Here is a 26,121-nt window from a genome sequence, read left to right as displayed (position 1 = left end):
GGACTGAGAGGACATGCGGATGGACCTGCTGGCGGGGCTGTCGCGGCCCGAGATGGACGCTGCCGACGCGATCCGCGTCGGCGCCGACGCGATGTCCGCCGAGCGGCTGCTGGGTGCGGCCGCCGCCGTCGCCGCGGACGTGCGCGGCGCCCGGGTCGTCGCGGTGCACGCCGCCGCGACCCTGCACACCGTGGTCGCGGTGGTCGGGGCGCTGCTGGGCGGCGCGGCCGTGGTGCCGCTGCCGCCCGACTCGGGCCCGGCCGAGGCGGACCACATCCTCGCCGACTCCGGCGCCACGCTGCTGCTGACCGGTGCCGCCGAACCGCCGTCCACCACCCTGCCCGTCGTGCCGGTGAACCTGTCGCGCACCGGCACACCGGGCACCGCCCGCACCGCGCCCGGCGACCCCGCGCTGATCATGTACACGAGCGGGACCACCGGCGCCCCGAAAGGCGTGGTGCTGTCGCACGCCGCGGTCGCGGCCGACCTGGACGCGCTGGCCGGCGCGTGGGCCTGGACCCCGGCCGACGTGCTGGTGCACGGGCTGCCGCTGTTCCACGTACACGGGCTCGTGCTCGGCGTGCTGGGCGCGCTGCGGGTCGGCTGCCGGCTGCACCACACCGGACGGCCCCGCCCGGAGGCGTACGCGGCGGCCGGCGGCACCCTCTACTTCGGCGTACCCACGGTCTGGTCCCGGGTGTGCGCGGACCCGGCCGTGGCCGCCGCGCTGTCCGGTGCCCGCCTGCTCGTCTCGGGCAGCGCGGCGCTGCCCGTGCCGGTGTTCGCACGCCTCGCCGCGCTGAGCGGCCACCGCCCCGTCGAGCGGTACGGCATGACCGAAACGCTGATCACCGTGAGCGGCCGCGCCGACGGTGAGCGCCGCCCCGGCCACGTCGGGCTCCCCCTGGCCGGGGTGCGGACCCGGATCGTCCACGACGAGGGCCACGACCTGCCCCGCGACGGCGAGTCCATCGGCGAGCTGTGGGTGCACGGCCCGATGCTGTTCGACGGCTACCTGAACCGCCCCGACGCCACCGCCGCGGCGCGCACCGCCGACGGCTGGATGCGCACCGGCGACATCGCCGCGATCGGTCCCGACGGCTGGCACCGCATCGTCGGGCGCCGCTCCACCGACCTCATCAAGAGCGGCGGCTACCGCGTCGGCGCGGGCGAGGTGGAGGACGCGCTGCTGGCGCACCCGGCCGTCCGGGAGGCGGCGGTGGTCGGCACCCCCCACGACGACCTGGGCGAGCAGATCACCGCGTACGTGGTGGCCGACGGGGTGGGCGGGCCCGAGCTGATCGACTTCGTGGCGCGTACCCTGTCGGCGCACAAGCGGCCGCGCGAGGTCCGGTTCGTCGCCGAACTGCCCCGCAACGCCATGGGTAAGGTACGCAAGACCCTGCTGGGCCGAGGTTGAGGGGGATCGGCGTGGCGAAGCCGACCGGCCGGACGGTCATCGCGTCCAACCGCCGGGCGCTGCACGACTACGAGATCCTCAAGACGTACGAGGCCGGGCTCGTGCTGGCCGGCACGGAGGTCAAGTCGCTGCGCGCCGGGTACGCCTCGCTGGCGGACGCGTTCGCCGGTGAGCACGAGGGCGAGCTGATGCTCTACCACCTGCACATCGCCGAGTACGGCTTCGGCTCCTGGACGAACCACGCCCCCCGGCGCACCCGCAAGCTGCTGCTGCACCGCGTCGAGATCGACCGTATCCAGCAGCGGCTGCGCGACGGAAGCGGGCTCACCCTGATCCCGCTGTCGCTGTACTTCGCGGGCGGCTGGGCCAAAGTGGAGCTGGCCCTGGCGCGCGGCCTGCGCTCGTACGACAAGCGGCAGGCGATCGCCCGGCGCGACGCCGACAAGGAGATCGCCCGGGCGATGGGCCGCCACCTCAAGGGCCGCACCCCCGCCCGCCGACCCGGCTGAGTGAACCCTGAGTGATGGCCACATCACCGAATCGGTGGATGTGGGCCGGTCGCCCCGGCCGATAGGTTCCGAATCAACGACGTCGCCGACGCAAGCTTCGCCAGATCCGCCACCGCGCGACCGCTACGGCCCGAGCCGGTTCCCGGCCCGGCCACGGCAGGCGCACTCGGAAGGGGACCGATGCCGCAGCCGGAGACACTGCTCGACGGGCGCTACCGGATCGTCAGAGCACTGGACGCGGACGGCGCGGGCCGGGTCTGGCTGGCCCGCGACGAGATGCTGGACCGCGACGTCGCGATCAAACAGCTGACGGTGCCGCCCGGGGATGCCCGCGACGGGCTGCGGGAGCAGGCGCTGCGGGAAGCCCGCGGCGCGGCCCGGTTCAGCCACCCCAACGTCATCCAGATCTACGACGTCCGCTCCGGCGACGACCAGCCGTGGATCATTCAGGAGTACGTCCCGTCCCGCCCGCTGCCGCAGGTCGTTGCCGAGACCGGGGCGCTGCCGGTCCCCCAGGTGGCCGCGCTGGGCCTGACGGTGCTCTCCGCCATGGACGCCGCGGACCGGGCCGGGGTGCTGCACCGCGACGTCTCCCCGGACACGGTGCTGCTGGCCGACGACGGCCGAGTGGTGCTGACCGGATTCGGCCCGGCCACGGACGGCGCCGACGCCGGGCCGAACCCGCCGCCGGAGACCACCACTGAGCCCTCGGAGACCGACCTGTGGTCGCTCGGCGCCACCCTGTACGCGGCCGTCGAGGGGCGTCAGCCGTTCGACCACCGTCCGGGCCGCCACCGCGTGACGGCGGGAAGGCCGGGACCGATCAGGCGGGCCGGGCCGCTCCGGCCGGTGATCACCGGGCTGTTGCGGCCCGATCCGCGCGCGCGGATGAGTGTGGACGAGGCCGAACGGCGGCTGCGCCGCCTCGCCGACGTGCGGACCACCGTGCACCTGCGGCAGGTACCGCGGCGCTTCGACGACCCGCCGCCGCCCGCCGCGCCGGGGAGCGGGCCCGCGGGAGCCCTTGCCGAACGGCGCTGTCCCACCGGTCCACGCCGGACGCCGCCCGGTGCACCCGCGGCCGGGCCCCGGACACCCTGCCGGGGTACCGCCCACCGGCTGGCGGGAATGACCGGTCGGCTGCGGGTGGCGCTGGCCGTCAGCGCAGCCGTGCTGGCTCCGGTGGTCGCGGTGATCGAGTCGGCGTTCCGGTCCGCGACCTGAGCCGCGCACGCCTACGATCGGGCACGTGTCCGTCCCGTTGCGCATCGGTGTCGTCGGCGCCGGGATCGTCGGGCTCGCCACCGCCCGGCGGCTGGCGCTCGACCGGCCCGACGCCCGGATCACCGTGCTGGACAAGGAGGACCGCGTCGGCGCCCACCAGACCGGGCACAACAGCGGGGTGGCGCACGCGGGCCTGTACTACCCGCCCGGCTCGCTGAAGGCGCGGCTGTGCCGGCGCGGCGTGACCCTGCTGGAGCGCTACTGCGCGGAGCGCGGGCTGCCGTACGTGGCCTGCGGAAAGCTCGTCGTCGCCCGCGACGAACGGGAGACCGCGGGGCTCGCCGGGATCGAACGACGGGCGCGGGCGAACGGCGTACCGGGATTGCGCCGCCTCGACGCGGCCGGGCTGCGCGACGTCGAGCCGTACGCCCGCGGGGTGGCGGCCCTGCACTCGCCGGGCACCGCCGTGGTGGACTTCCCCGCCGTGGCCCGGTCCCTCGCCGACGACGTGCGCGCGGCCGGTGGGCGGGTCCGGCTCGGCTGCGCGGTGACCGCGGTCGACCGGGCCGCGGCCACCGTCCGGGTCCGGAGCGCCGACGGCGACGAGTACGAGTACGACCTGCTGGTGATCTGCGCCGGGCTGCAGGCCGACCGGCTGAGCCGTCTCGCCGGGGACGAGCCGGGGCCGGTCATCGTGCCGTTCCGCGGCGCGTACCACCGGATCCGCCCGGAGCGCGCGCACCTGGTGCGCGGGCTGATCTATCCGGTGCCGGACCCGCGCTACCCGTTCCTCGGCATCCACCTGACCCGCCGCGTCGACGGGACCGTGGAGGTCGGCCCGAACGCGGTCCTCGCGCTCGCCCGCGAGGGCTACCGGCCGGCCGCCGCGTCGGCGGGCGACATCTGGGACACCGTACGGTGGCCCGGCTTCTGGCGGATGGCCCGCCGGCACTGGCGCACCGGCGTACGTGAAGTGCGCGGTGCCGTGTCCCGGCGGGCCTTCGTCGCCGCCGCCCGCAGCTATGTCCCGGAGCTGTCGGCGGACGACGTGGTGCCCGGCGGCGCCGGGGTGCGTGCCCAGGCCGTGGACGCCGACGGCGCGTTGGTGGACGACTTCCGGATCCACCGCCTCGGCCCGGTCGTGGCCGTGCGCAACGCGCCGTCGCCCGCGGCGACGTCCGCGCTGGCCATCGCGGAGCATGTGGCCGCGCTGGTGCTCGACGGGCCGGGCGCGGGTCCCCTCTGACCCACGCCCGGCCGCCGGTCACGGGGTGCGGCACGTCAGGTCCGGCAGCGACGTCGGTGCCGTGCCGCTGCCGAGGAACCCGAACGTGGTGTGGCCGCCCACCGCGATCGCCGCGTTGTAGCTCTCGTTGGCGACCGTGACCGCCGAGCCGTTGGTCCCGGCCCTCCCGTTCCAGAGCTGGGTGATCCGCTGCCCGGACGGGAACGTCCACGAGACCGTCCAGCCGTTGACCGGCGTGGTCGCGGCGTGCACCATCACCTCACCCTGGAAGCCGCCGTTCCAGGCACCCGTCGTGGCGTACATCGCGGAGCAGCCGTCGCCTGCCGGTGGGTCGGTCGGCGGAGTCGTGGGTGGGGTGGTCGGTGGCGGCGTGGTGCCGTCGCCGACGCCGGTCACCTCGCCGTGCCCGCCGTCGAAGACCACGTCGGAGCAGCCGTAGAACGTCTCCTGGCTGTCCGAACGCGACCAGACCGAGTAGACGAGGTGGCGTCCGCTCTTGCCGGACGGCAGCGTGCCGGTCCAGTAGTAGTGGCCGTCCTCGGTGCCCGGGCCGCCCTGCGCGGGCGGGTTCACCACCCGGGAGAACGGCGTGGATTCCAGGTCGCTCCAGGCCAGCGGGCGCGTCGGGTTCCAGCTGACCTTCGTGAGGTACAGCGCGAACGTGCCGGGGTGCTTGGCCCAATCGTTGTAGCTGAACTGCATGGTGGCGCCGGAACTCAGGTGGGTCACCGGCCAGTCGTCGCGGGCCAGGTTGTAGCCGGTGAAATCGTACGGGCCGCCGGTGCCGCCGCTGCACAGCTGGCCGTCGGGGATGAACCCGGCCATCCGGCCGCCGCCGTCGGAGCGCAGCACCGCGAACCAGTTGTACAGCGACGTGACGCCGCTCTGCGCCACCGCGGCGGCGCAGGCCGGGTTCTTCGGCTGGATCTGGCCGTTGGCGCTCAGGCCGTCCTTCCAGCACAGGTACGTGCGGCTGCCGGGCGCCATCATGGCGCCGTGGGCGGACGCGGAACCGGGCCACGCCAGTACCCCAACCGTGGCGGCCAGCAGCGCGGCCGCGCCGTACGCGAACAGTTGTCTCTTCACGACGTGGTCCTTTCAGCCGTTGGGGAACAGGCGGGCGTAGTCGGCGTACCCGGTGGCGACGTCGACCTGGGCCCAGAAGCGGTGGTACGTGAAGGTGGGCGCGGGGCCGCCGTTCAGATACGCCTGGACCTTCGGGAAGTCCGGGTCCCTGCGGTAGAAGGAGCGGATGTCCAGGAAGGACACTCCCGGCTTGATGGCGTCGCCGTTGGGCATCCTGCCGCTCCAGCCGGGCGGGATGTAGATGCCCTGGCCGGTGGCCGGGTCGTAGACGTCGTCGAACCGCTGGTAGTCGGTGCGGGTCTCGGGCACGGACACACCCTTGGCGTCCTTGTGCGCCCAGATGCCGTCGAGCAGGCCCTTCGCGGCCGTCCTGGCGGCGGTGTTGCCGGACTTGGCGGCGTAGTAGGTGAGCAGCTTGGCGTACGAGCCGGCGACGCCGACGTCGTCGGTGCGGTCGACGACGGTGACGTGCAGGCCGGTGTTGGCGCCCGGACTGGCCGGGTTCCACGTGTCCGGCTTGCCGGACCAGCTCAGCGTGGACGGGAACCGGTAGTCCGTACCGTCGATGGTGGTGTTGGCCAGGGCCCACGTCACCCACTTGTCGAGGATCGACTTGGCCGTGGTGTCGCCGGTGGCGTAGTAGTACTCGGCCAGCCGTTCCAGCGACCAGGCCTGGAAGCCGAACCACTGGTTGGACGGCGGGTCCTGGTACACCGGGGCCTCGACGTACGCCAGGCCGTAGAAGGTCGGGGTGCCCGCGGGCCGGGCGGAGTAGTCGCCGTTCCAGCTGTTGGTGGCGCCGCCCGCGATGGCTCCCTCGGCGGACTGCAGCCACCGGTAGAACTCCAGCTGGCGGCCGAGGCTGGTCTGCCAGTCCGCCTTGCCGGTGGCGGACTTCGGCGCCAGCGCCGCGACGCTTCCCAGTGCCCACGCGGCCATCGGGTTCTGGTAGCCGAAGTGGTCGTGGCTGGAGCCGATCCGCCACGCCCATCCGGCGCTGGTGTCGTACGCCCCGCCCCACGCGTAGTACCAGGACAGCAGGTAGCTGGAGCTGGACTTGCCGCTGCCCGGTGTGCAGGAGGTGGAGGCGCAGCCGGGGTTCTTGAAGTACTTGTCGAAGAACGAGTACCGCAGGTAGTCGCCCATCTTCGCGGCTTTCGCGACGGCGGCCGACACCTGCGACGCCTTGCCCTGGGCGCTGGCCCACGTGTACGCCCAGTAGGCGGCCTGCACCGCGCGGGCGTCGGCGTCCGGGGCGTCCGTGTACTTCCACTGCCTCGCGTACGAGGAGTCCTTCGTGAACAGGTCGAGGTAGCCGTTGGGGCCGCCGTACGTGAAGGTGTCGCAGGACGGCTGCGGCACGGTCTCCCACGTGGACTCCTGCGGCCCGCGCTGGAACGTGTTGATGTACGCGACGCGGGTGGTGCCGTCGCCGCAGTGCCCGAAGCCGTACGTGTTGTCGACGTCCAGCAGCCAGTGCATGGCGTAGACGTCGTCGGTGCCGTACGCCGACTTCAGCTCTGCGGCCAGGGGGTCGCTGCCGACCGGGACGCCGGTGTCGAGCTGGGACGGGTACTGCGACGGCTGCGGGTGTTCGGCCGCGTAGGTGGCGGGCTTGCCCGCGTTGTAGTTGGCGTTCGTCGGCTGGTCCGCGTGGGCGGGGATGATGTACTTCTCCATGGTCGACCAGGCGGCGTTGAACGGCGCCCAGTCGCCGGTGGCCTGCCCGTGTTCGGCCTCCAGCCACAGCCAGTAGCTGAACGCCTCGCTGGTGGTCTCGTGCCCCTGGTCCGGGGCCTCGTCGATGAGCGTCTCGATCGAGTGGTACGGCACCCCTTCGGGGCTGAAGTAGCCGTTGGCCGGGTTCTTGATGTCGGTGTAGAGCTGGGTGAAGCGGGCGTCCACACTGCCCTTGGCGACGACCGTGGCCGTGACGTCCGCGCCGGTGTATCCGGTGCTGGTGGCGGAGATCGTGGCGGTGGAGTCGACCGCGGCGGACGCGCTGGCGGCGACCGTGACTCTCTGCCCGGTGTTCCAGTTCGCCGTGGTGAACGTCAGCGTGGCGGGGCTGGCCGTGACCGTGGTGGCCCCGGCGCTGCGGGCCACGGTCACGGTGACGTCAGCGGTGGGTGCCTTGCCGAGGGCGACCGTGAATGTGGTGCTCTCCCCCGGTGACACCAGCACCGACGGGGTGTCCGTGACGATCGCCGGGGTGGTGACGGCGTCGACGAGGACGGGCACGTCCGCGGTGTCGCTCCTGACGCCGCTCGTGTCGTAGGCGACGGCCTGCAGGTGGTAGGCGGCGGCCTGGGCGGGCACCCCGGTCCACGTGTACGCGTACGGGGCGCTGGTGTCCGTGCTCAGGAGCAGACCGTCGTGGTAGAACTCGACTTTTCCGATGCTCGTACCGGAAGCGGCGGTGGCCGTGGCGGTGATCGGGATCGTCGCGGGTGCGGTGAATCGGGTGTTGGCGGCCGGGCCGGTGATCTGGACCGTGGGGGCGGTCGCGGCCCTGTTGCAGGCGACGCCGTTGAGCGTGAACGCGGTGGGCACCGGGTTGACGGTGCCGAACGCGCCGGTGAAGCCGGTGCCCACGGTCGCGCCGGTGCCGATGCCGCCGTTCCAGTCGGCGTTGGTGACGGTGACGTGGCGCCCGCTCTGGGCGTAGGTGCCGTTCCAGCCCTGGGTGACGCGCTGGGCGGCGTCGGGGAAGTCGAATTCGAGGCGCCAGGCGGTGACCGGGTCGCCGCCGTTGGTGACGGCGACGTCGCCGGTGAAGCCGCCGTTCCACTGGCTCTGGATCTGGTAGGCGACCGTGCAGGCGGCCGCGGCGCGGGCGGGCCCGGCACCGGCGAGGACGGCGCCGGTGCCGAGTAGGACGGAGGCGAGGACGGCGAGGCGCCGTCGTCGGTGGGGGGATCTCACGTCGGCCCCTTTCGATATGTGGGAGCGCTCCCAGCAGCGTGCGGCCGATCAGGTGCCGATGTCAAGTACAGAAAGGACCGGCGTTCGCCCGGAAGTTTCGAGGCCCCGCCCGGCCGCACGGCGGCGGGGGAACCGGGCGGGGTCGGGCCACCGCCGTAGGCTTCGGACCATGGCGAAGTACTTCGACGTGCACCCGGACAACCCGCAACCGCGCGCGATCAATCAGGTGGTCGGGATCGTCCGCAACGGCGGGGTCATCGCGTACCCGACGGACTCCTGCTTCGCCCTCGGCACCCACCTCGGCGACAAGAACGGCCTGGACCGGTTACGGGAGATCCGCCGGCTCGGTCCCGATCACCACTTCACGCTGGTGTGCCGCGACTTCGCACAGCTGGGCCAGTTCGTGCAGATCAACAACAACATCTTCCGTACGCTCAAAGCGGTCACGCCGGGCAACTACACGTTCATCCTGCCGGCCACGCGCGAGGTGCCCCGGCGGCTGCTGCACCCCCGCAAGAAGACCGTCGGCGTCCGCATCCCCGACCATGTGGTCGCGCAGAAGTTGCTGGAGGAACTGGGCGAGCCGCTGCTGTCCACGACGCTGCTGCTGCCCGGCGACGAGGAACCCATGACCCAGGGGTGGGAGATCAAGGAACGGCTCGACCACTCCGTCGACGCGGTCATCGACTCCGGCGAGTGCGGCACCGTCCCCACCACTGTGGTGGACCTGTCCACGGGCGAGGCCGAGATCGTCCGGGTCGGCGGCGGCGACCCGACCCTGTTCGAGTGACCGGCGGGCGGACGTCCGAAACGTCCGCCCGCCGATGCGCCGTCAGTCGAGCAGCGCGGTGACCGTGCCCGCGGCCACCGTACGGCCGCCCTCGCGGACCGCGAAGCCCAGCCCGACGTCCATCGCGACCGGCTTGCCCAGCTCGACCGTCAGCTCGACGGTGTCACCCGGCGCGACCGTGAGGGTCTCGCCGAGGTCCAGCGAACCGGGCACGTCCGTGGTCCGGAAATAGAACTGCGGCCGGTAGTTCGCGAGGAACGGCGTGTGCCGCCCGCCCTCCGCCGCGGTGAGCGCGTAGACCCGGGCGGCGAACCGCCGGTGCGGCGTGACCGAACCCGCGAGGGCCACCACCTGACCGCGCTGCACCTGGTCGCGCTTGACCCCGCGCAGCAGGATCGCCGCGTTGTCGCCCGCCTCGGCGGTGGCCAGGGTGCGGCCGAACGACTCCAGCCCGGTGGCCACGGTGGACAGCGTCGGACCGAGCCCGACCACCTCGACCGGGTCGCCGACCCGCAGCGTGCCCTGCTCGATGGCGCCGGTGACCACGGTGCCGCGGCCGGAGATGCTCAGCACGTTCTCGATCGGCATCAGGAACGGCTTGGTCAGCTCCCGGTCGGGCACCGGCACGTAGGCGTCCACCGCGTCGAGCAGCGCGACGACACTGTCCACCCAGCGCGGGTCGCCCTCGAGCGCCCGCAGCGCCGACACCGGCACCACCGGAACCTCGTCGCCCGGGAACCCGTAGCTCGACAGCAGCTCCCGGACCTCCATCTCGACCAGGTCGAGCATCTCCGGGTCGTCCACCGTGTCCGCCTTGTTCACCGCGACCACCAGGTACGGCACGCCGACCCGCTGGGCGAGCAGCACGTGCTCCCGGGTCTGCGGCATCGAGCCGTCCTGCGCCGAGATGACCAGGATCGCCGCGTCCACCTGCGCCGCACCGGTGATCATGTTCTTCACGTAGTCGGCGTGGCCGGGCATGTCGACGTGGGCGTAGTGCCGCGTCTCCGTCTCGTACTCGACGTGGGCGATGTTGATGGTGATGCCGCGGGCGACCTCCTCCGGCGCCTTGTCGATCCCGTCGAACGACACGTACCGGTTGGATGCCGGGTCGCGGTCGGCGAGGACCTTGGTGATGGCAGCGGTCAGGGTCGTCTTGCCGTGGTCGACGTGACCCATCGTGCCGATGTTCAGGTGTGCCTTGGCGCGCAGGAACTCACGCTTCGCCATGGTTATTGCCCCCTCATCTGGGTGACAGGGAAGGCGGGACGGTGGTACGCGGGCGGGCGCCACCCCGCTTCGACAGCTCCGCGCCAGGACCGCGGCAACGACCGCACGCGTGACGTGCGGGTGGCAGGACACCCTCTCCCGCGGATCCTGCTGGGGCTGGGAGAGGGTCAGAGATCGACTCGGCGCGCACGCACGGTCGACGGCCGGCGCAGGCGGCTGCCTGCGGGCACGTGGGACCGGGTCGCGAACATGGCGGCAACCATAGAGCCCGCAGCCGAGTGCGGCCACCGGATTTCCGGACCCCGCATGCCGGTTCCAACCACCCTGAAGCGGCACAAAACGTAGCATTTTCGCGTGACCGCTTCGCACAGCACGGCGCCCGGTGAGCCCCGCTCCCCGGCACGCGACGGCGTGGCGCGGCCGCTGGTCACGATCGGTACGGCGGAACGGCACGGCGGTGACGACCCCGTCACGGCACTACTCACCACGGCCTTCGGCTTCCGTGTGCTGCCGAACTTCGATCTCACCGACGTCGACGAGATGCGGGTCGGGTTACGGGACCTGACCGGCGACGAGGCGATCGTCGCCGTACGGGCTCGCGGCGCGATCGTCGAGGACGAACTGTTCCTGCTACCCGAGAGCGGCGACGGGAGCGGTCCGGACAGTACGGACGAGCCCGGATTGGGCGCGGGCCGGCTCCTCGAGTGGCTCGCCGCGACAGCGCTGACCAGGGTCGCCGTGCTGCTCGATGTCCGCTGCGACCCGGACACCGCCGCGACCGCCCGGCAGGCGGCAGGCGGCTGGCTGCGCGGCGCGCACGCCCCCCGGGACACCGTCGTCGAAGTCGTCCTCGCCACGACTCACGGCGCCGCCGCCGACGCCGGGGCAGAGTTCGCGGGACTGTTCGCGCGCGCCGTCGGGCTGCCGGCCAGCGGTGGCGCCGCCCAGCCGACGCTGACACTGCCCGGCATCGTCCGCACCCTGACGGCCGACCTGCCGCATGCATCCGCCACGGACGCCGCGGCGCTGACCGTCACCTATCACCGGTGGGGTCCGGCCGAGAGGGAGGGCGCGACCCTGGCGAATCCCCGGCACATGCCCGGCAGCGCCGGGCGGGCGTTGGCGCCGGACAACGCCGCCGGCGAACCGGGGCCGATACGACTCACCGGACGCACCGCGGCCCTCACCGCGGTCACCCGCTGGCTGGGCGCCGGCCGCGACGCCCCGGCCCTCCAGGTGGTCACGGGCGCGGCCGGCTCCGGCAAGTCCGCCGTGCTGCGGATGCTGACCGAGCCGGACCAGCCCGCCGCCGCCCGTCCCGACCTCACGCTGGACGCGAAAGGGTGCACAGAGGACGCGATCCTCGCCCGGATCAGCACCGCGGCGGGCGCCGGAACCGCCACCGTGGACGCGCTGCTCGCGCATCTGGCCGGACGCCCGCAGCCGTTGACCGTGGTGGTCGACGGTGTGGACGAGGCGGTGGACCCGCCCGAGCTGATCCGTGCGGTGCTGCTCCCGCTGGCCGTGCACGGCGGCGGCGCGGTCCGGGTGCTGCTGGGGGCCCGGCCGGAACTGCTGCCGGTACTGGGCGACGACGCGGCGGTCATCGACCTCGACGCCGACCCGTACGCCGACCGGGAGGCCGTCCGCACGCTCGTCCGCGAGCAGCTGGCGCGATCGGGCGGGCCGTACGCGACGGCCGAGCCGGACGTCCGGGACCGCGCCGCCGAGGCGATCGTGGCGGCGACGGGACCGTCGTTCCTCGCCGCCCTGATCGTCGGGGCCACCGCGAGCCTCGCCAGCACCGCCACCGCCGGGTCCGTCGACGATCCGCAGTGGCGCAACGCCCTCCCCCACGACCTGGGCACCGCCGTCAGCGCCGACCTGGGCGGCCGGCTGGGAGACAACGCCGACCGGGCCAAGGCGCTGCTGCTGCCGCTGGCCTACGCCCTGGGCGCCGGGCTGCCGTGGGAGGACGCCTGGCCGGCGCTCGCCACCGCCCTGCACCCCGGCACCCGGTACGGCCACGACGACGTGCGCTGGCTGTGCGAGTCCGCCGGCGGGTACGTCCTGGAGGAGCTGAGCGGCGGCCAGTCGGTGTACCGGCTGCGCCACGCCGCCCTCGCCACCGTGCTGCGCACCGGCCGTGACGAGACCGCCGACCAGCAGGCGATCGCCGCCGCCCTGCGCGCCGCGGTGCCCCGCACGGCCGACGGACGGGGCGACTGGGCGCACGCTCAGCCGTACGCCCGTCACCACCTCATCACCCATGCCGCGGCCGTGCCGGACGTGGACGACCTGCTGCTGGACGCGGGCTTCCTGATGTACGCGGCGCACCCCTCCCTCGTGGCCGCCCTGCCGGCGGCCCGCGCCGAGGCGGCCCGGGCGGCGGCCGACGTGTACCGGCGGGCCGAGGAACACCTGCGCACCGCCCCGGCCGCAACGCACGCCGCCTACCTGGAGCTGGCCGCCCGGTGCGGTGGCGCGACGGCGCTCGCCGACGCCGTCGCCGCCAGCGGGCTCCCGCGGCCGTGGGCGACACGGTGGGCGTCCTGGCAGGTCGCCGTCCTGCACCGCCCGCTGACCGGGCACACCGGCGCGGTCCTGTGCGCCGCGATCGGCCCCCTCGACGGAGTGGACGTGGCCGTCACCGGAGCCGACGACCACGAACTGCGGGTGTGGAACCTGACCAGCGGCGAGCCGATCGGGCAGCCGCTGCGCGGGCACACCGCCGGGGTCACCGCGGTCGCGGTCGGCCGGATCGGCGAGCGCACGGTCGCCGTCTCGGGCGGCGACGACCGTACGGTCCGGCTCTGGGATCTCGGCACCGGCGAACCGGTCGGCGAGCCGCTCACCGGGCACACCGGCGGCGTCCACGCGCTCGCACTGGGCACCTGCGCCGGGCGGGCATGGCTCGTCTCCACCGGGCACGACGGGACGCTGCGGCGGTGGGATCCGCAGACCGGCAAGGCTGTCGGTCAGCCCATCACCGGACACACCGGCCCGGTCACCGCGGTCGCGCTGGGCGAACTCGACGCGACACCGATCGCCGTCACCGGCGGGCAGGACGCGACGGTCCGGGTGTGGGACCTGACCACCGGAAAACCGGTCGGCAAGGCCATCAGCGGCCACACCGCAACGGTCACCGCGGTGGCGTTCGAGGCCCGCGACGGCGTGCCCACCGCCGTCTCGGCCAGCCTCGACCACACCATCCGTCGGTGGAACGTCGGCACCCACAGCCCCATCGGGACTCCGCTGGCCGGTCACGCCGAGGCCGTCACCGGGGTCGCGCTGGCCGAACTGGACGGTTACCCCGTCGCGATCTCCAGCTCCGACGACCGGACCCTGATGCTGTGGGACCTGACCACCGGCGCCCCCGTCGGCGAGCCCCTGACCGGCCACACCCGCGGCGTGTCGGCGGTCGCGGTCGGGCACGTCGACGGACGGCCGGTCGCCGTCTCCGGCGGCCACGACCACACGGTACGGCTGTGGGACTCGGCGCTGGAGCGGCGCGTCGGCCTGCCGTTCAGCGGGCACACCGACTCGGTGATGTCGCTGGCCGTGCAGACCATCGCCGGGACACCGGTCGTCGTGTCCGGCAGTGCCGACCACACCGTACGGGTATGGGACCTGGCCACCGGCCATCCGATCGGACGGCCGCTGACCGGCCACACCGGCGGCATCTGGTCGGTCGCCACCGGTGAGCGCGACGGCCGGCCGATCGCCGTCTCCACCGGCGCCGACCAGCGGCTGCGCCTGTGGGACCTGGCCGGCCACGAGCCGATCGGCGAACCGCTGCCGGGACACACCGCCTGGGTGTGGGCGGTGGCACTGACCGATGTGGACGGCCGCCTGGTCGCCGTGTCCGCCAGCGACGACCACACCGTGCGTACCTGGGGCCTCGACGACCTGACGGAGATCCACGAGCGCACCGGCCACAGCAGCGGTGTCACCGCGCTCGCCGTGGGCCGGCTCGGCGACAAGCCGGTCGCCGTCTCCGGCGGGCGCGACCAGAACCTGCGCGTGTGGAATCTGCGTACCGGGCGCCCGAGTGGTGAACCGCTGACGGGCCACGCCAAGGCGGTCTGGGCGGTGGCGATCGGGGAGGTGGAGGGGCAGCCGGTCGCGGTGTCCGGCGCCGCCGACCAGACCGTACGGCTATGGGACCTGACCACCGGCGAGGCGCTCGGCCTGCCGATGGGCGGGCACCGGGACACGGTCACCGCGCTCGCCCTGGCCGAGCTGAACGGACGCCCACTCGCGGTCTCCGGCAGCGACGACCGCACCGTACGGGTGTGGGACCTCACCACCCGCAAGGCGTTCGGCAAGCCGATGCTCGGGCACGACGACGGCGTCCGGGCGGTCGTGGTCGCCGAACGCCGTGGTGCCCCGATCGTCGTCTCCGGCGGGCACGACAACACCATCCGCGTGTGGGACCTCGCCACCGGCGCGCCGATCGACTACACCGCCGAGAGCGACGCCGTACGGGCCGTCGCGATCGGCGAGGTGAACGGCACCGCGGTGGCGGTCTCCGGCGGCGCCGACCACACGGTCCGGGTGTGGGACCTCGCCACCGGGCGGCCGCTGGGTACACCGTTCACCGGCCACGCCGGCCCGGTCACCGCCCTGGCGCTGGCCGACGTGGACGGACGCGGCGTCGTCGTATCCGCGGGGCCCGACGAGACCGTGCGACTGTGGGACCTCGCCGACGGACGCGCTCTCGCCGAGCCGTTGACCGGCCACAGCGGCGGCATCGCCTGCGCCGCCGCGGCCACGATCGAGGGACGGCCGGTCGCGGTCACCGGCGGCCTCGACCGCACCGTACGGCGGTGGGATCTGGTGACCGGCGGGCCGTTGGGTGAGCCGGTGACCGGGCACACCGGCGGGGTCGGCTGTGTCGTGGTCGCGCAGCTCGACGGCAGCGCCGTCGCGGTCACCGGCAGCCAGGACCGCACCGTACGGCGGTGGGATCTGGCGACCGGCCACGCGCTCGGCGAACCGCTGACCGGGCACACCGGGGCGGTCACCTGCGTCACGCTGGCCCGCTTCGACGAGCACCCGGTGGCGGTCACCGGCGACGAGGAGGGCACCGTCCGGGTCTGGGACCTGGAGGCCGGGCTGCACCGGCGCCGCTGGTCACTGCGGAAGGAACGGCCGGCGCTGCACCTGCCCGAGGTTCGGCTCGGCGCGCCGGTACGGGCGATCGCGCAGCTCGGCGACGGGCTGCTCGTGGTCGCGGCCGGAACCGCGCTGCTGTTCTGCCGGGTCGGTTCCGGCGCCGAACGCGAGATCGCCCTGGACACGCCGATCCTGTCCGTCGCCGCACGCGACGGCCGCATCGCCGCCGGAACCGAACGCGGCGTCATCTCCCTGGAGATCAACGGCCCGTGAACCCGACCTTCGCGCGCGACCCGACTCGGTGACGTGGTAGCCGAGGTCGTCCACGGCCTCTCACCCCGTGGTGAACGTCGACGTCCCGATCGGGATCGCGGGCCGGAGGGCCGGCAAATCCGGCCGGGTTCCGGTGAGCGTGGCGCCGACCGCGGCCAGTGCTCGGATGCGGCGGCTACGCCCGGCCGACTCCAGGGCTGCGGTGAAGGCGAGACGCAACGGTTTTTCCCGTACCGGTGGCGGCACCGACGCCGCCAGCTGCGCGAGCGCGATCGCCCGCTCGTGCGGCTCCTCGATCGCCTCGGCGACATCGAGTGCCTCGGCGAGGTGGGTACCTTGAGCCGCGAGCGGGAGATGGCAGAGGTAACCGGCGATGGCCGCCACGCGGGTCGCCGGGTCGTCGATGGTGGCGGTGGACGCGACCACCCGCGCGCGTCCGTCGGCGTCGAGGCGGGGGAAGAGGTCGGCGAGCACCGGTGTACGCCAAGCGGGGTCCGCGATGCCGAGCGCCTGCTGCGCGGCGCGCCCCGCCTGAGCCGGGGTCAGGCAGGGCAGCACCGCGGCGATCAGCCAGGCCCGGTGATGACTCTCGGACGGCAGCGAGGCCGCCTCGACGACAGTGTCGATCTGGTCGGCGGTGAGGTCACCAGCGAGCGCGGCCAGCGCGACCGCCGACGCGTGGTCGAGCCCACCACGGGTACGGACCATCCGGTCGAGCAGGTCCGCCGCCGCCCGGTACCGCTGCGCGGGCGACAGGTACGGCTCGACCGCCAGCAGGCCCTCGCCGCCGCCGAGGTAGTCGAACCGCCGGTCGCGTACCAGGTCGAGGGCACGGTCGAGGTGCGCGGCGTCGAGGTGCGGTCCGCAGTGGCGCAGCAGCGGGATCTCGCGGGTGTCGCCGCCGGCGACCCGGTCGAGCACCGTGTCGTGCTGGCGCCGGTCGAGCAGCGGGGCGAGCATGCCCACCACGATCTCGCGGAGCGAGGGCTCCCGCGCGCGCATGCACTCGTGCAGCGCGTCGCGTACGGCGGCGGCGCGCTCGGCCGGCGGCAGGTGCGGCGCCAGCCCGGCCAGCGCACGGGCCCGGTGGATGCCGCTGCGGATGTCGCGGGCGAGCGTCGACGCCGTACCCAGCCGGTCCGCCGGCAGCAGCGGCGCCAGCTCGGCCAGCGCGAAGGCCCGCACGGCCTCCTCCGGAATCGTCGGCAGGAACGCCAACGCCTGGTCGAGGCCGTCCGGCGAGAGGTGGGCCGCGGCCGCGCGGAGCGTCTGGTAGTGCGCGCCGGGCACCTGGTTGGCCGCCACGGCGCGCAGCGTGGTGACCAGTTGCGCCGACGACAGGTACGGCGCGGCCAGCGCGATCAGGTCGTGGGCCTCGGCGGGCACCTTGACGGCGCGCCGGACCGCGGCCGCCACGGCGTCCCGGCGTTGCGCCTCGGGCAGCCGGTCGATGAGGCAGCCCAGGGCCACCAGCCGCGCGCCTGCGCCGTCGGTTCTCGCGACGATTGCGGCCGCCTCGGCCGTCTGCTCCCGGTCCAGGTGCGGCGCCAGGATGCGGACCAGCTCGACACGGGTACGGCGATCAGCACGGGGAAGTGCCGCCAGCAGGCCGGTCACCTGTTGCCGGTCCAGCGCCGCCAGGAACCGCCCCACCGCCCGGACCCAGTCCGCGTCCGGGCGCTGTGCGGCGAACACGCGGAGGAACTCGTCGACGGTGACGGGCGTCGCCGGCGTGGGCGGCGCGGGCCACCGCCCGCGCAGGTGCGCGTCCAGGTCCTCGACCGCCCGGCGCAGGGTCCTGCCCGCGCCCGGATCGACCTTCCCGGCGGCGCACACCTGACGGGCCAGGGTCAGCAGGCGCGCGACGGCAGCCTCGGTGTGGTCGGCCACAGCCGGATCATGCCGCACCGTGATCGCACGGACCAGCCCGTTCCCGTCCGTCGTACCCACGCGGCGCTGAACAAGCTGCGGGCGCCTCCCGGCGAACCGGGTGTCGAGGACCCGACGCCTCGGTACGTGTCCGGACTGCCGGAGCGCACCATGACGATGCACGGAGAGGGGGCATACGGTGCACGGCGAACCGATCGGTGTCTCCCCCGGGCAGCACGGTGCCGACGCGGCGGAAGCGGACGCTGCGGCGCTGCTGGTACGCGCCGAACGCGCCCTGCTCGACGACGGCGACCTGCGGACCGGCCGCCGGTGGTTCGATGCCGCCCACCGTGCCGCCGAGCGGGCCGGGGATCTGGAGTCCATGGCCGCCGCCGCGCTGGGGCTGGGCGGGCTCTGGGTGCACGAGCACCGATCCACGGCGGCGGCGGCCGAGGTGGGGGCACGGCAGCGCCGGGCGCTGACCGCACTCGACCCCACGTCGCCCCTGGCGCTGCGCCTCCGGGCGCGGCTGGCGGCCGAGGCGGACTATCGCCGCGGGGGCCACGCCGGGATCATGGGGGCGCTCGACGAGGCACGACGCGCCGGTGACCCGGTGGCGCTGGCCGAGGCGCTGAGCCTGGCGCACCACTGCCTGCTCGGGCCGGACCACGGCGCGCTGCGCCGCGCCCTGGCGCAGGAACTCATCGACCACAGTGCACCGCCGCAGTGCCGCGGTCATCTGGTCATGGGGCTGCTGTGGCAGACGGTCGACCTGTTCCTCGACGCCGACCCGCACGCCGAGCGTTGCCTGCACCAGCTTCTCGATCTGGTCCGGGAGACCGACCACCTCGCGGCGGGCTTCGTCGCCAGCGCGATCGGCGTGATGTTGTGCATCCGCGCCGGCCGGTTCGAGCAGGCGGAGTCGATGGCCACGGCGTGCGCCGAACGCGGCGCGGTGGCCGGGGACACCGACGCGCCCGGCTGGCACGGCGCCCAACTGGTGGCCATCCGGTGGTACCAGGGCCGCCTGGGTGAGCTGCTGTCCCTGCTGGGCGAGCTGGTGCATTCACCGACGCTCAGCGCGGTGGACAACTCGTACTTCGCGGCCGTCGCCGCCGCGACGGCCACCACCGGCGACGAGCGCCGGGCCGCCGGTGCGCTGGCCCGCCTGCACAGCTACGACCTGGCCGCGCTGCCGAGGTCCAGCACCTGGCTGGTGTCGATGTACGGTGCCGTGGAAGCCGCACACCTGCTCGGGGACGCCGAGCTGGCCGGGCGGGCGTACCCGTTGCTGCGCCCGTACGAGAGGCTCCCGATGATCGCGAGCCTGGGGGTGGCCTGCTTCGGATCGGTGCACCACGCCCTGGGCGTGGCCGCGCTGACCATGAACGACGCGACCCTCGCCGTCGAGCACCTGCGCGCGGCAGTACGGGACAACCTGGCACTGGGCCACTGGCCGGCGGCTGTCGTCTCCCGGGCGCGTCTCGGGCAGGCGCTCGCTCGCCGCGCCGGGCGGAAGGATCTCGCGGCGGCACGGGCCGAGCTGGCCGTCGCCGCGCGCGAGGCGGCGGAGATGGGCATGGCGCTCCCGCCCGACCCGGATGTCGGGCCGGCGATCGGGATCATCTGCCGGCGCGACGGCCGGTACTGGCGGATCCAGTCCGGTGCGCGCACCGCCGCGGTCGCGCACAGCGTGGGCATGCGCCACCTGGCGGCGCTGCTGGCCAACCCGGGACAGGAGATCCCGGCCGTGGACCTCGCCGCGGGGTGGGTGCGTCCCGCGCCCGCCGAGTCGCGGCAGCCCGTCCTGGACGTCCGGGCCCTCCGCGCGTACCGGGAACGACTGGCAGAGCTGGAGGAGGTCGCCGGCGACCAGACGCCGCGGGACCGCGCCGAGCGTGACTGGCTGCGGTCCCAGCTGGCCGCCGGGACAGGGCTGGGCGGGCGCCCGCGCCCGTTCGCCGGCGACGACGAACGGGCGCGTATCGCGGTGGGAAAGGCGATCCGGCGGGCGATCGACCGGGTGGCGCAAGTCGACCCGGCCATCGCCGACCAGTTGCGATCGACCGTGTACACCGGCGTGAGGTGTTCATACCGCCCCGGCGAGCGGTGACGGCGGACGACCGGAGGGCGGCCGTTCCCGCCCTCCGGCCAACGGCTATCCGGCGAAGCCGACCACCCAGCGCTGCGCCAGGGTGCCGTTGCAGCGGTAGATCTGCATCGCCATCCCGTCGAAGGGCAACGCCCCCGGCACGTCGATGCAGTATCCGGTGTTGCGGAAGCCGACCCGCGATTCCAGGGCCACCACATTGGGCAGCCCGGTGTTGGTGTTGAATTCCTCGTTGCTGATCGGTACGCACGTGCCCTGCAGCAGCCGGGCGCCGTTGAAGGCACCGTCGAAGGCGTCGAAACAGAAGCCGCTGAGCTGGTTGACGAACCGGTAATGGTTGGTGCCGACCCGGATCTGCTGCCAGCCCTGCGCGAGACCGGCGAGACCCGTGGTGGCACAGGGCATCTGCACGATGGCCGCGAACTCGGCCATCGACTCGCCCTCGGGTTGCAGGCACTTGCCGTCACCGACGTTCCGGATCGGGTTGAAGACACCACCGACCAGTGGCCTGACCGGGGCGGCCGACCGGGCCTCGGCACCCGCCGGGGTGACGGCCAGCGCCGTTCCCGCCAGCAGGATCAGTACGGTGAGGTGACGCGGTAGGTTCCGCACGTTGACGCGTGTCATCTCGAAGCTCCCCCTGTGAGTCGTCCAGCGCTGCCGGGAGCGTGCCGATGCCGCCCCCATGGCCGCGCCTTGCACAGAAGACGGCGTTCCATCCGGTTCCATCGCGTTCCACCGTTCCCGCAGCACTGAACCCCGCCTGCAGGCTTCCCGGGGGCAAGATCCATTCCGCGTTCCATCGATGCTAGCCTGCACGCCGACCAGGCGACCGACACGGCTGGTACGCCCGGAGCCGGGACGACAGGAACACCTCGGCGACCGCCCCGGTGTGCCATTTCCGGGTCAAGGCCGGATAGCCCCCACGGGCCGGAGTTCGGGAGCGGCTTATTTGTTTCGTGCGGCAACTTACATTGCCTTGAACAGGCCCGCGCTCGACCATTCTTTCCGGCCGCGAAGCCCTTCTTTTTGCCAGCCCACTGCATTACATTCACTCGCCATGAACCAACCGGACCTGCCGCGCCGCGTGGAGCAAACCCGAGCTCTGCTGTTGCTGCAGATGTACCTGACGCTGCTCGTCCTGCTTTTCATGACGCTGTTGATGCAGTTCCTCACCCGCGCTATGGGCCTGTCTCGTGGCGACAGGTTCGTCACCGTCTACGTGATCCTGTTGTGCGTGCCGTTCCTGCTGGGATTATCGGCCTGGATGTTCCGCCGGGGCATGATTCTCGGCTGGATCCTCGCCTTCGTGGCCGAGGTGGTCAGCTTTGCCATCGCCGTCGGCTCCATCCTCGGCCCATTCACGGGCATCGCGGCGATCATCCTGCTCGTGGTGTCGTCCTGCATCCTCGTCAACCTCTTCCGTCCCGAGGTCCGCCGATACTTCTTCTGACGGCCGCCGCCGGCTCACTCCCCGGGCAGGGGAAGCAGCTGGGGCTCGCCGGTGTGCGGGGCGGCTCCGGAGTGCCGCGGCGCGGGCGGCGGCTCGACCGCCGGATAGCTGAACCGGGCACCCGGTCGCCGGACGACCTCCAGCGTCACCAGGTGCACGGGAGCGGGCGGTGCGGTGAACCGGCCCGTGCCCCAGCGGACCCAGATCGCCACGCGACCGGCCCGCGCCTCGGCCGCCAGCTTCTCGACCGTACGTTTGCGGTCGGTGTGGTCCACCTCGATGACCACCGGCGGGGCGTCCGGTCGGGCACAGGCCACGTCGAGGACGGACTGCCGGTGCTGCAGCGGCGGCGGCAGCGGGACGACGCTGGCCGCCCGCCGGTACGCCCGCCAGCCCTGCTGCTGCGCCCAGGCCACCGACGCGTCGACGAGCCGCGCGGTGACCCCGCCCTGGTCCAGGTCGGCGAAGGTCAGCTCCGCCAGCCGGGCGGCGAGGTCGGCGGCCAGGCGGGCACCATCGTCGGCGACGTCCATCCCGGCAGGATAGGCGGCCGGGGCCGGCCACGGCCGGGTGACCGGGTGTGCACACACGGCGAGGCCGCCCGGCAGAACCTGCCGGGCGGCCTCAGACACCCCCGGAGCAGCAGCACCCCGTGGATCGGTGGTGGTCAGACGCCGCGCAGGCGGCCGGCCGAGGGCCGCAGGTAGACGGCCCAGGTGACCACCAGGCAGACGACATAGAAGGCGATGAAGGCAAGATACGCCGCATCGGCGCTCTTGTACTCCAGGAACGACTGCCGGAACGCCAGGTTCACCAGCACCCCGCCGAACGCGCCGACCGCGCCCGCGATGCCGATCAGCGCGTTGGACAGCCGCCGCGCCTCGTGCTCGGCGTCGCGCGGGTCGGCACCCGGCAGCGCCCGCGCCGCGCACTTGGCCCGCAGGATCGCCGGGATCATCTTGTACGTCGACCCGTTGCCGACACCTGAGAACACGAACAGCGCGATGAAACCGACCAGGTACATCGGCAGTGAATGCTGCTGCGAGGCGACCAGCACGATGCTGGCGCCCAGCGCCATGGCGGCGAAGTTGACGAACGTGACCTTCGCGCCGCCGAGCCGGTCGGCCAGCGCCCCGCCGACGGGCCGGATCAGCGAACCGAGCAGCGGGCCCAGGAACGTCAGGTACGCCGCCTTGACCGGCGTACTGAAGGTGTCGTGGAACTGCACCTGCAGCACCTGGCCGAACGCGAACCCGAAACCGATGAACGAGCCGAACGTGCCGATGTAGAGCAGCGACATGATCCAGGTGTGCGGTTCGCGGGTGACGTCGCGCATGGCCCGCTTCTCGTTGCGGGCGTGGCTGAGGTTGTCCATGAACAGTGCCGCGCACAGCGCCGCGATGACGATCAGCGGGATGTAGATGCCCGCCACCACGCCGGGGTGCCCGGCGCCGAGGGTGGCGAGCACGGCCAGGCCGACCAGTTGTACCGCCGCGACGCCGATGTTGCCGCCGCCCGCGTTGATGCCCAGCGCCCAGCCCTTGAGCCGGTCCGGGTAGAACGCGTTGATGTTGGCCATCGAGGAGGCGAAGTTCCCGCCGCCCACCCCGGCGACCGCCGCCATGATCAGCAGCGTGGTGTAGGACACGCCGGGCCGGATCAGGAACGCCGCGAGGATCGCGGGCACCAGCAGCAGCGTCGCGCTGACGATGGTCCAGTTGCGCCCGCCGAAGCGGGCCACCGCGAACGTGTACGGGATCCGCAGGCTCGCGCCGACCAGCGCGGGCACCGCGGTGAGCAGGAACTTGCCCGCCGGGTCGATGCCGTACGCGGGGCCGAGGAACAGCACCAGCACCGACCACATCGTCCACACAGAGAAGCCGATGTGCTCGCTGAAGATGGAGAAGACGAGGTTCCGGCGGGCGATCCGGGCGCCGCACACGTTCCAGAAGACCGGATCCTCGGGCCGCCAATCGTCGATCCAGTGGCCCCGGATCGTCGCGGTGGGGCGGGCGGGGGCAACGGGCAAGGTGGCTGTCATGGCAGGCCTCCCGAAATGATGATGTGGTTGTCCTCGTCCACCCGCGCCGGGTAGACGGTGATCGGTGGCGCGCCGGTGGTGGAGCAGCCGGTGCGCAGGTCGAAGGCGTGCTGGTGCAGCGGGCAGACCACGACGCGCTGGTCGGCGAGGCCGTCGGCGAGGGGACCGCCGGCGTGCGGGCAGACCGCGGACACGGCCCGCAGGCCGCCGCCGCGCAGCCGGAACACGGCGACCATCTCCCCGCCGACCGCGTACGCACGGCCCTCCCCCACGGGGATCTCGTCGGCCGGGCCGAGCCGGTACTCGGTCATCGCTGTGGTGGTCATCGGAGTCCTTCCATGGCGGGCTCCCGGACGGGCACCCGGGGCAGCACGGTCAGCGGCAGCGAGGTGCGGAACTGGCCCGGGGTGACCGGGGTGGCCCGTTCCTGCCACGGGTCGCGGTAGGTCGCGACGTGTTCCGCGACGGCCGCGTCGAGCCGTTCGGCGATGCCGTCGGCGTCGTCCACGACGATCTCCCGGACCCGGTCGATGCCGATGCGGGGCACGAACGCGTAGGTGCGCTCCAGCCAGTTCGCGTTCTCCCGGTAGTACTGCAGGAACCGGCCGGTCAGCGTGAGCACCTCGTCGGCCGAGTCCACAGTGGCCAGCAGGTCGCCCTTGCGCACGTGGGCACCCGCGGCGCCGCCGACGTAGATCTCCCACTTGCCGCCGTCGATAGCGACGACGCCGACGTCCTTCACGTACGCCTCTGCGCAGTTGCGCGGGCAGCCCGTGACCGCGAGCTTCATCTTGCCGGGCCCTTCGAGACCCTGGTATCGCTCCTCGATCGCGATGCCCAGCGCGGTGGAGTCGCCGACGCCGAAGCGGCAGAAGTCCGAGCCGACGCAGGTCTTCACGGTGCGGAAGCTCTTGCCGTACGCCCAGCCCGAGGGCATGTCGAGGTCGGCCCAGATCTGCGGGAGGTTTTCCTTGGGCACGCCGAGCAGGTCGATGCGCTGCCCACCGGTGAGCTTCACCATGGGTACGTCGTGCTTCTCGGCGACCTCGGCGATCCGCTTGAGCTGTGCCGGGGTCGTGACCCCACCCTTCATCTGCGGCACCACGGAGAACGTGCCGTCGCGCTGGATGTTGGCGTGCACCCGGTCGTTGATGAACCGGGCGTCGCGTTCGTCGTCGTATTCGGCGCCCCACATCATCTTCAGCAGCGACGCCAGGCCCATCTTGCTCTTCGCGTCCTCCTCGCCGCCGGGGGCGAGCAGCGCGAACACCGACGAGACGCTTTTCAGGCCGTGGGTGCGGATCGCCTCCATCAGCTCCGGCTTGGGCATCGGCACGCCGGGGACGTACCAGCTGGCCGCGGGGTCCTCCTCGACCTCGCCGCCGGCCGCCCACTCGACGATCTGCTGCACCAGGCCCTTGCAGGAGCCGCAGCCCTTGCCCGCGCGGGTCTTGTCCATCACCCCGCTGACGGTCTTGACGCCGCACTGCACCGCCTCGACGATGTCGCCCTTGCACACGCCGTTGCAGTTGCAGACCTGGGCGTCGTCGGCCATCTCAGCGGCGCTGACCTCAGCGGGCGGACCGCCGAGGTCGAAGAGCAGCCCGGCACGATCCTCGGGCAGCGGCAGCCCGCGGTCGAACGCCTGCATGAGGAACGCCACCTTGCGCACGTCACCGACCAGCGTGGCGCCGACGAGGCGGTCGTCGCGGATGATGAGGCTCTGGTAGACGCCGCGGCGCGGCTCGGCGAACGTCACTGTCTCGTCGGTGTCGAGTTCGGGCTCCTTGAGGCCCATCGCGGCCACGTCCACCCCGGCCACCTTGAGCTTCGTGGCCACCTGCGAGCCGTGGTACGCGGCGTCGAGGTTGCGCCCGGTGACGTGGTCGGCCAGCACCCGCGCCTGGTCCCACAACGGCGCGACCAGCCCGTACGTGACGCCGCGGTGCTGGGCACACTCCCCCACCGCGTAGATGTCCGTCTCGCCCGCGACCCGCATCTGGTCGTCCACCACGACGCCCCGGTCGACAGCGAGCCCGCTGGTGGCGGCGAGTTCCGCGTTGGCGCGGATACCGGCGGCCAGCACCACGACGTCGCAGTCGATGACCCGGCCGTCCTTCAGCTTCACGCCGGTGACCGCGTGCTTGCCGAGGATCTCGGTGGTGAATCCGTCGCAGATCACCTCGATGCCGAGCTTCTCGACGCTTGCCTGCAGCGTCTTACCGGCGGGCTCGTCGAGCTGCGTGTTCATCAGGTGACCCATGGCGTGGATCAGGGTCACGTGGCTGACATGCTGCTGCAGGCCGCGGGCCGCCTCCAGGCCGAGCAGGCCGCCCCCGATGACGACCGCCCGCTCGTGATCCCGCGCGTAACGGATCATGTTGCGGGTGTCGTCCAGCGTGCGGAACGCGAAGACGCCCTGGTGGTAGCCACGCCCGGGCCGGTGCACGCCGGCCATCGGCGGCACGAACGCGGTGCTGCCCGTCGCGATGATCAGCTTGTCGTACGGGGTCTTGGTGCCGTCGTCGGCATGCACCACCTTGCGCTTGCTGTCGATCCTGTCGACCTTGCAGCCGGCGTGCAGGGTGATGCCGTTGTCGGCGTACCACTGCAGGTCGTTGAGGAAGATGCCCGCCTCGTCCTCCACGCCCGCGAGAACGTTGGAGAGCATGATGCGGTTGTAGTTGCCGTGCGGCTCCTCACCGAACATGGTGATGGCGTACCGGTCCGGGTCCCGCTGCAGGATCTCCTCGACCGTACGGGCCCCGGCCATGCCGTTGCCGACGACGACGAGGCGCTCGCGCTCGGGTGGCTGTGACGTGTGCAC

At 73.1% G+C, this 26,121-nt stretch carries 17 protein-coding genes; 8 read left to right on the top strand and 9 right to left on the bottom strand.

Annotated elements, in window-relative coordinates:
- Positions 1–19: 19 nt before the first annotated feature.
- The 4 genes from ACMCNN_RS13195 (at position 20) to lhgO (ending at position 4,399) form a co-directional block, all read left to right on the top strand.
- Entirely contained in the window at positions 20–1,420 is a 1,401-nt protein-coding gene (locus ACMCNN_RS13195; RefSeq protein WP_412747151.1) for an AMP-binding protein, read from the top strand.
- Positions 1,421–1,431: 11 nt separating this feature from the next.
- Positions 1,432–1,929, top strand: a complete 498-nt coding sequence (gene smpB, locus ACMCNN_RS13190; protein ID WP_412746487.1) for an SsrA-binding protein SmpB — start codon at positions 1,432–1,434, stop codon at positions 1,927–1,929.
- A 180-nt stretch (positions 1,930–2,109) separates the two neighbouring features.
- On the top strand, positions 2,110–3,153 hold the full coding sequence (locus ACMCNN_RS13185) for a serine/threonine-protein kinase (RefSeq protein ID WP_412746486.1): 1,044 nt from the start codon (positions 2,110–2,112) through the stop codon (positions 3,151–3,153).
- A 25-nt stretch (positions 3,154–3,178) separates the two neighbouring features.
- Positions 3,179–4,399, top strand: coding sequence for an L-2-hydroxyglutarate oxidase (gene lhgO / locus ACMCNN_RS13180; RefSeq protein WP_412746485.1), 1,221 nt, complete (start codon positions 3,179–3,181; stop codon positions 4,397–4,399).
- 18 nt (positions 4,400–4,417) lie between these two features.
- Here lhgO and ACMCNN_RS13175 read toward each other — a convergent pair whose 3' ends face one another.
- Positions 4,418–5,485: a lytic polysaccharide monooxygenase gene (locus tag ACMCNN_RS13175; protein WP_412746484.1), complete on the bottom strand. Its 1,068-nt coding sequence runs from the start codon at positions 5,483–5,485 to the stop codon at positions 4,418–4,420.
- 12 nt (positions 5,486–5,497) lie between these two features.
- Positions 5,498–8,410, bottom strand: coding sequence for a glycoside hydrolase family 48 protein (locus tag ACMCNN_RS13170; protein WP_412746483.1), 2,913 nt, complete (start codon positions 8,408–8,410; stop codon positions 5,498–5,500).
- Between the two features lie 169 nt (positions 8,411–8,579).
- Between ACMCNN_RS13170 and ACMCNN_RS13165 the strand changes: the two genes are divergently transcribed.
- Entirely contained in the window at positions 8,580–9,200 is a 621-nt protein-coding gene (locus tag ACMCNN_RS13165; protein WP_412746482.1) for an L-threonylcarbamoyladenylate synthase, read from the top strand.
- A gap of 42 nt (positions 9,201–9,242) precedes the next feature.
- Here the strand turns inward: ACMCNN_RS13165 and tuf are convergent, their stop codons facing one another.
- The gene (tuf, locus tag ACMCNN_RS13160; RefSeq protein WP_412746481.1) at positions 9,243–10,430 is read right to left on the bottom strand and encodes an elongation factor Tu; all 1,188 of its coding nucleotides are present in this window, start codon (positions 10,428–10,430) and stop codon (positions 9,243–9,245) included.
- 354 nt (positions 10,431–10,784) lie between these two features.
- On the opposite strand from tuf, the gene ACMCNN_RS13155 reads away from it, so the two are divergent.
- Positions 10,785–15,821 carry a hypothetical protein gene (locus ACMCNN_RS13155; RefSeq protein WP_412746480.1) on the top strand — a complete coding sequence of 1,679 codons (5,037 nt, stop codon included), beginning with the start codon at positions 10,785–10,787 and terminating at the stop codon, positions 15,819–15,821.
- Between the two features lie 60 nt (positions 15,822–15,881).
- Here the strand turns inward: ACMCNN_RS13155 and ACMCNN_RS13150 are convergent, their stop codons facing one another.
- Positions 15,882–17,711 carry a hypothetical protein gene (locus ACMCNN_RS13150; protein ID WP_412746479.1) on the bottom strand — a complete coding sequence of 610 codons (1,830 nt, stop codon included), beginning with the start codon at positions 17,709–17,711 and terminating at the stop codon, positions 15,882–15,884.
- A 178-nt stretch (positions 17,712–17,889) separates the two neighbouring features.
- On the opposite strand from ACMCNN_RS13150, the gene ACMCNN_RS13145 reads away from it, so the two are divergent.
- Positions 17,890–19,803 (top strand): hypothetical protein, encoded by a 1,914-nt coding sequence (locus ACMCNN_RS13145; RefSeq protein ID WP_412746478.1) that lies wholly within the window; start codon positions 17,890–17,892, stop codon positions 19,801–19,803.
- A 45-nt stretch (positions 19,804–19,848) separates the two neighbouring features.
- On the opposite strand, the gene ACMCNN_RS13140 is transcribed toward ACMCNN_RS13145, so the two are convergent.
- A complete protein-coding gene (locus tag ACMCNN_RS13140; protein WP_412746477.1) occupies positions 19,849–20,427 on the bottom strand; it encodes an RICIN domain-containing protein in 579 nt (192 codons plus the stop codon).
- Between the two features lie 433 nt (positions 20,428–20,860).
- On the opposite strand from ACMCNN_RS13140, the gene ACMCNN_RS13135 reads away from it, so the two are divergent.
- Positions 20,861–21,253 carry a hypothetical protein gene (locus ACMCNN_RS13135; protein ID WP_412746476.1) on the top strand — a complete coding sequence of 131 codons (393 nt, stop codon included), beginning with the start codon at positions 20,861–20,863 and terminating at the stop codon, positions 21,251–21,253.
- Positions 21,254–21,267: 14 nt separating this feature from the next.
- Here the strand turns inward: ACMCNN_RS13135 and ACMCNN_RS13130 are convergent, their stop codons facing one another.
- The 4 genes from ACMCNN_RS13130 to nirB form a co-directional block, all read right to left on the bottom strand.
- Positions 21,268–21,786: a hypothetical protein gene (locus ACMCNN_RS13130; RefSeq protein WP_412746475.1), complete on the bottom strand. Its 519-nt coding sequence runs from the start codon at positions 21,784–21,786 to the stop codon at positions 21,268–21,270.
- A 134-nt stretch (positions 21,787–21,920) separates the two neighbouring features.
- On the bottom strand, positions 21,921–23,294 hold the full coding sequence (locus tag ACMCNN_RS13125; RefSeq protein ID WP_412746474.1) for a nitrate/nitrite transporter: 1,374 nt from the start codon (positions 23,292–23,294) through the stop codon (positions 21,921–21,923).
- Positions 23,291–23,620: a Rieske (2Fe-2S) protein gene (locus ACMCNN_RS13120; RefSeq protein ID WP_412746473.1), complete on the bottom strand. Its 330-nt coding sequence runs from the start codon at positions 23,618–23,620 to the stop codon at positions 23,291–23,293. Before ACMCNN_RS13120 ends, ACMCNN_RS13125 begins: the two co-directional genes overlap by 4 nt.
- Positions 23,617–26,121, bottom strand: coding sequence for a nitrite reductase large subunit NirB (gene nirB / locus ACMCNN_RS13115; protein WP_412746472.1), 2,505 nt, complete (start codon positions 26,119–26,121; stop codon positions 23,617–23,619). Before nirB ends, ACMCNN_RS13120 begins: the two co-directional genes overlap by 4 nt.

The organism is Krasilnikovia sp. MM14-A1004, from assembly GCF_047159485.1.
GTDB lineage: Bacteria > Actinomycetota > Actinomycetes > Mycobacteriales > Micromonosporaceae > Actinoplanes.
Note: the sequence above shows the minus strand (reverse complement) of the source record. Positions and strands in the feature narration are given on the sequence as shown.

Bases quoted from the DNA above. Each gene is read 5' to 3' on its own strand.
- ACMCNN_RS13195 (WP_412747151.1), top strand. From the start codon at position 20: ATGGACCTGCTGGCGGGGCTGTCGCGGCCCGAGATGGACGCTGCCGAC.
- ACMCNN_RS13185 (WP_412746486.1), top strand. From the start codon at position 2,110: ATGCCGCAGCCGGAGACACTGCTCGACGGGCGCTACCGGATCGTCAGA.
- ACMCNN_RS13165 (WP_412746482.1), top strand. From the start codon at position 8,580: ATGGCGAAGTACTTCGACGTGCACCCGGACAACCCGCAACCGCGCGCG.
- tuf (WP_412746481.1), bottom strand. From the start codon at position 10,430: ATGGCGAAGCGTGAGTTCCTGCGCGCCAAGGCACACCTGAACATCGGC.
- ACMCNN_RS13140 (WP_412746477.1), bottom strand. From the start codon at position 20,427: ATGACACGCGTCAACGTGCGGAACCTACCGCGTCACCTCACCGTACTG.
- ACMCNN_RS13135 (WP_412746476.1), top strand. From the start codon at position 20,861: ATGAACCAACCGGACCTGCCGCGCCGCGTGGAGCAAACCCGAGCTCTG.
- ACMCNN_RS13130 (WP_412746475.1), bottom strand. From the start codon at position 21,786: ATGGACGTCGCCGACGATGGTGCCCGCCTGGCCGCCGACCTCGCCGCC.
- ACMCNN_RS13125 (WP_412746474.1), bottom strand. From the start codon at position 23,294: ATGACAGCCACCTTGCCCGTTGCCCCCGCCCGCCCCACCGCGACGATC.
- ACMCNN_RS13120 (WP_412746473.1), bottom strand. From the start codon at position 23,620: ATGACCACCACAGCGATGACCGAGTACCGGCTCGGCCCGGCCGACGAG.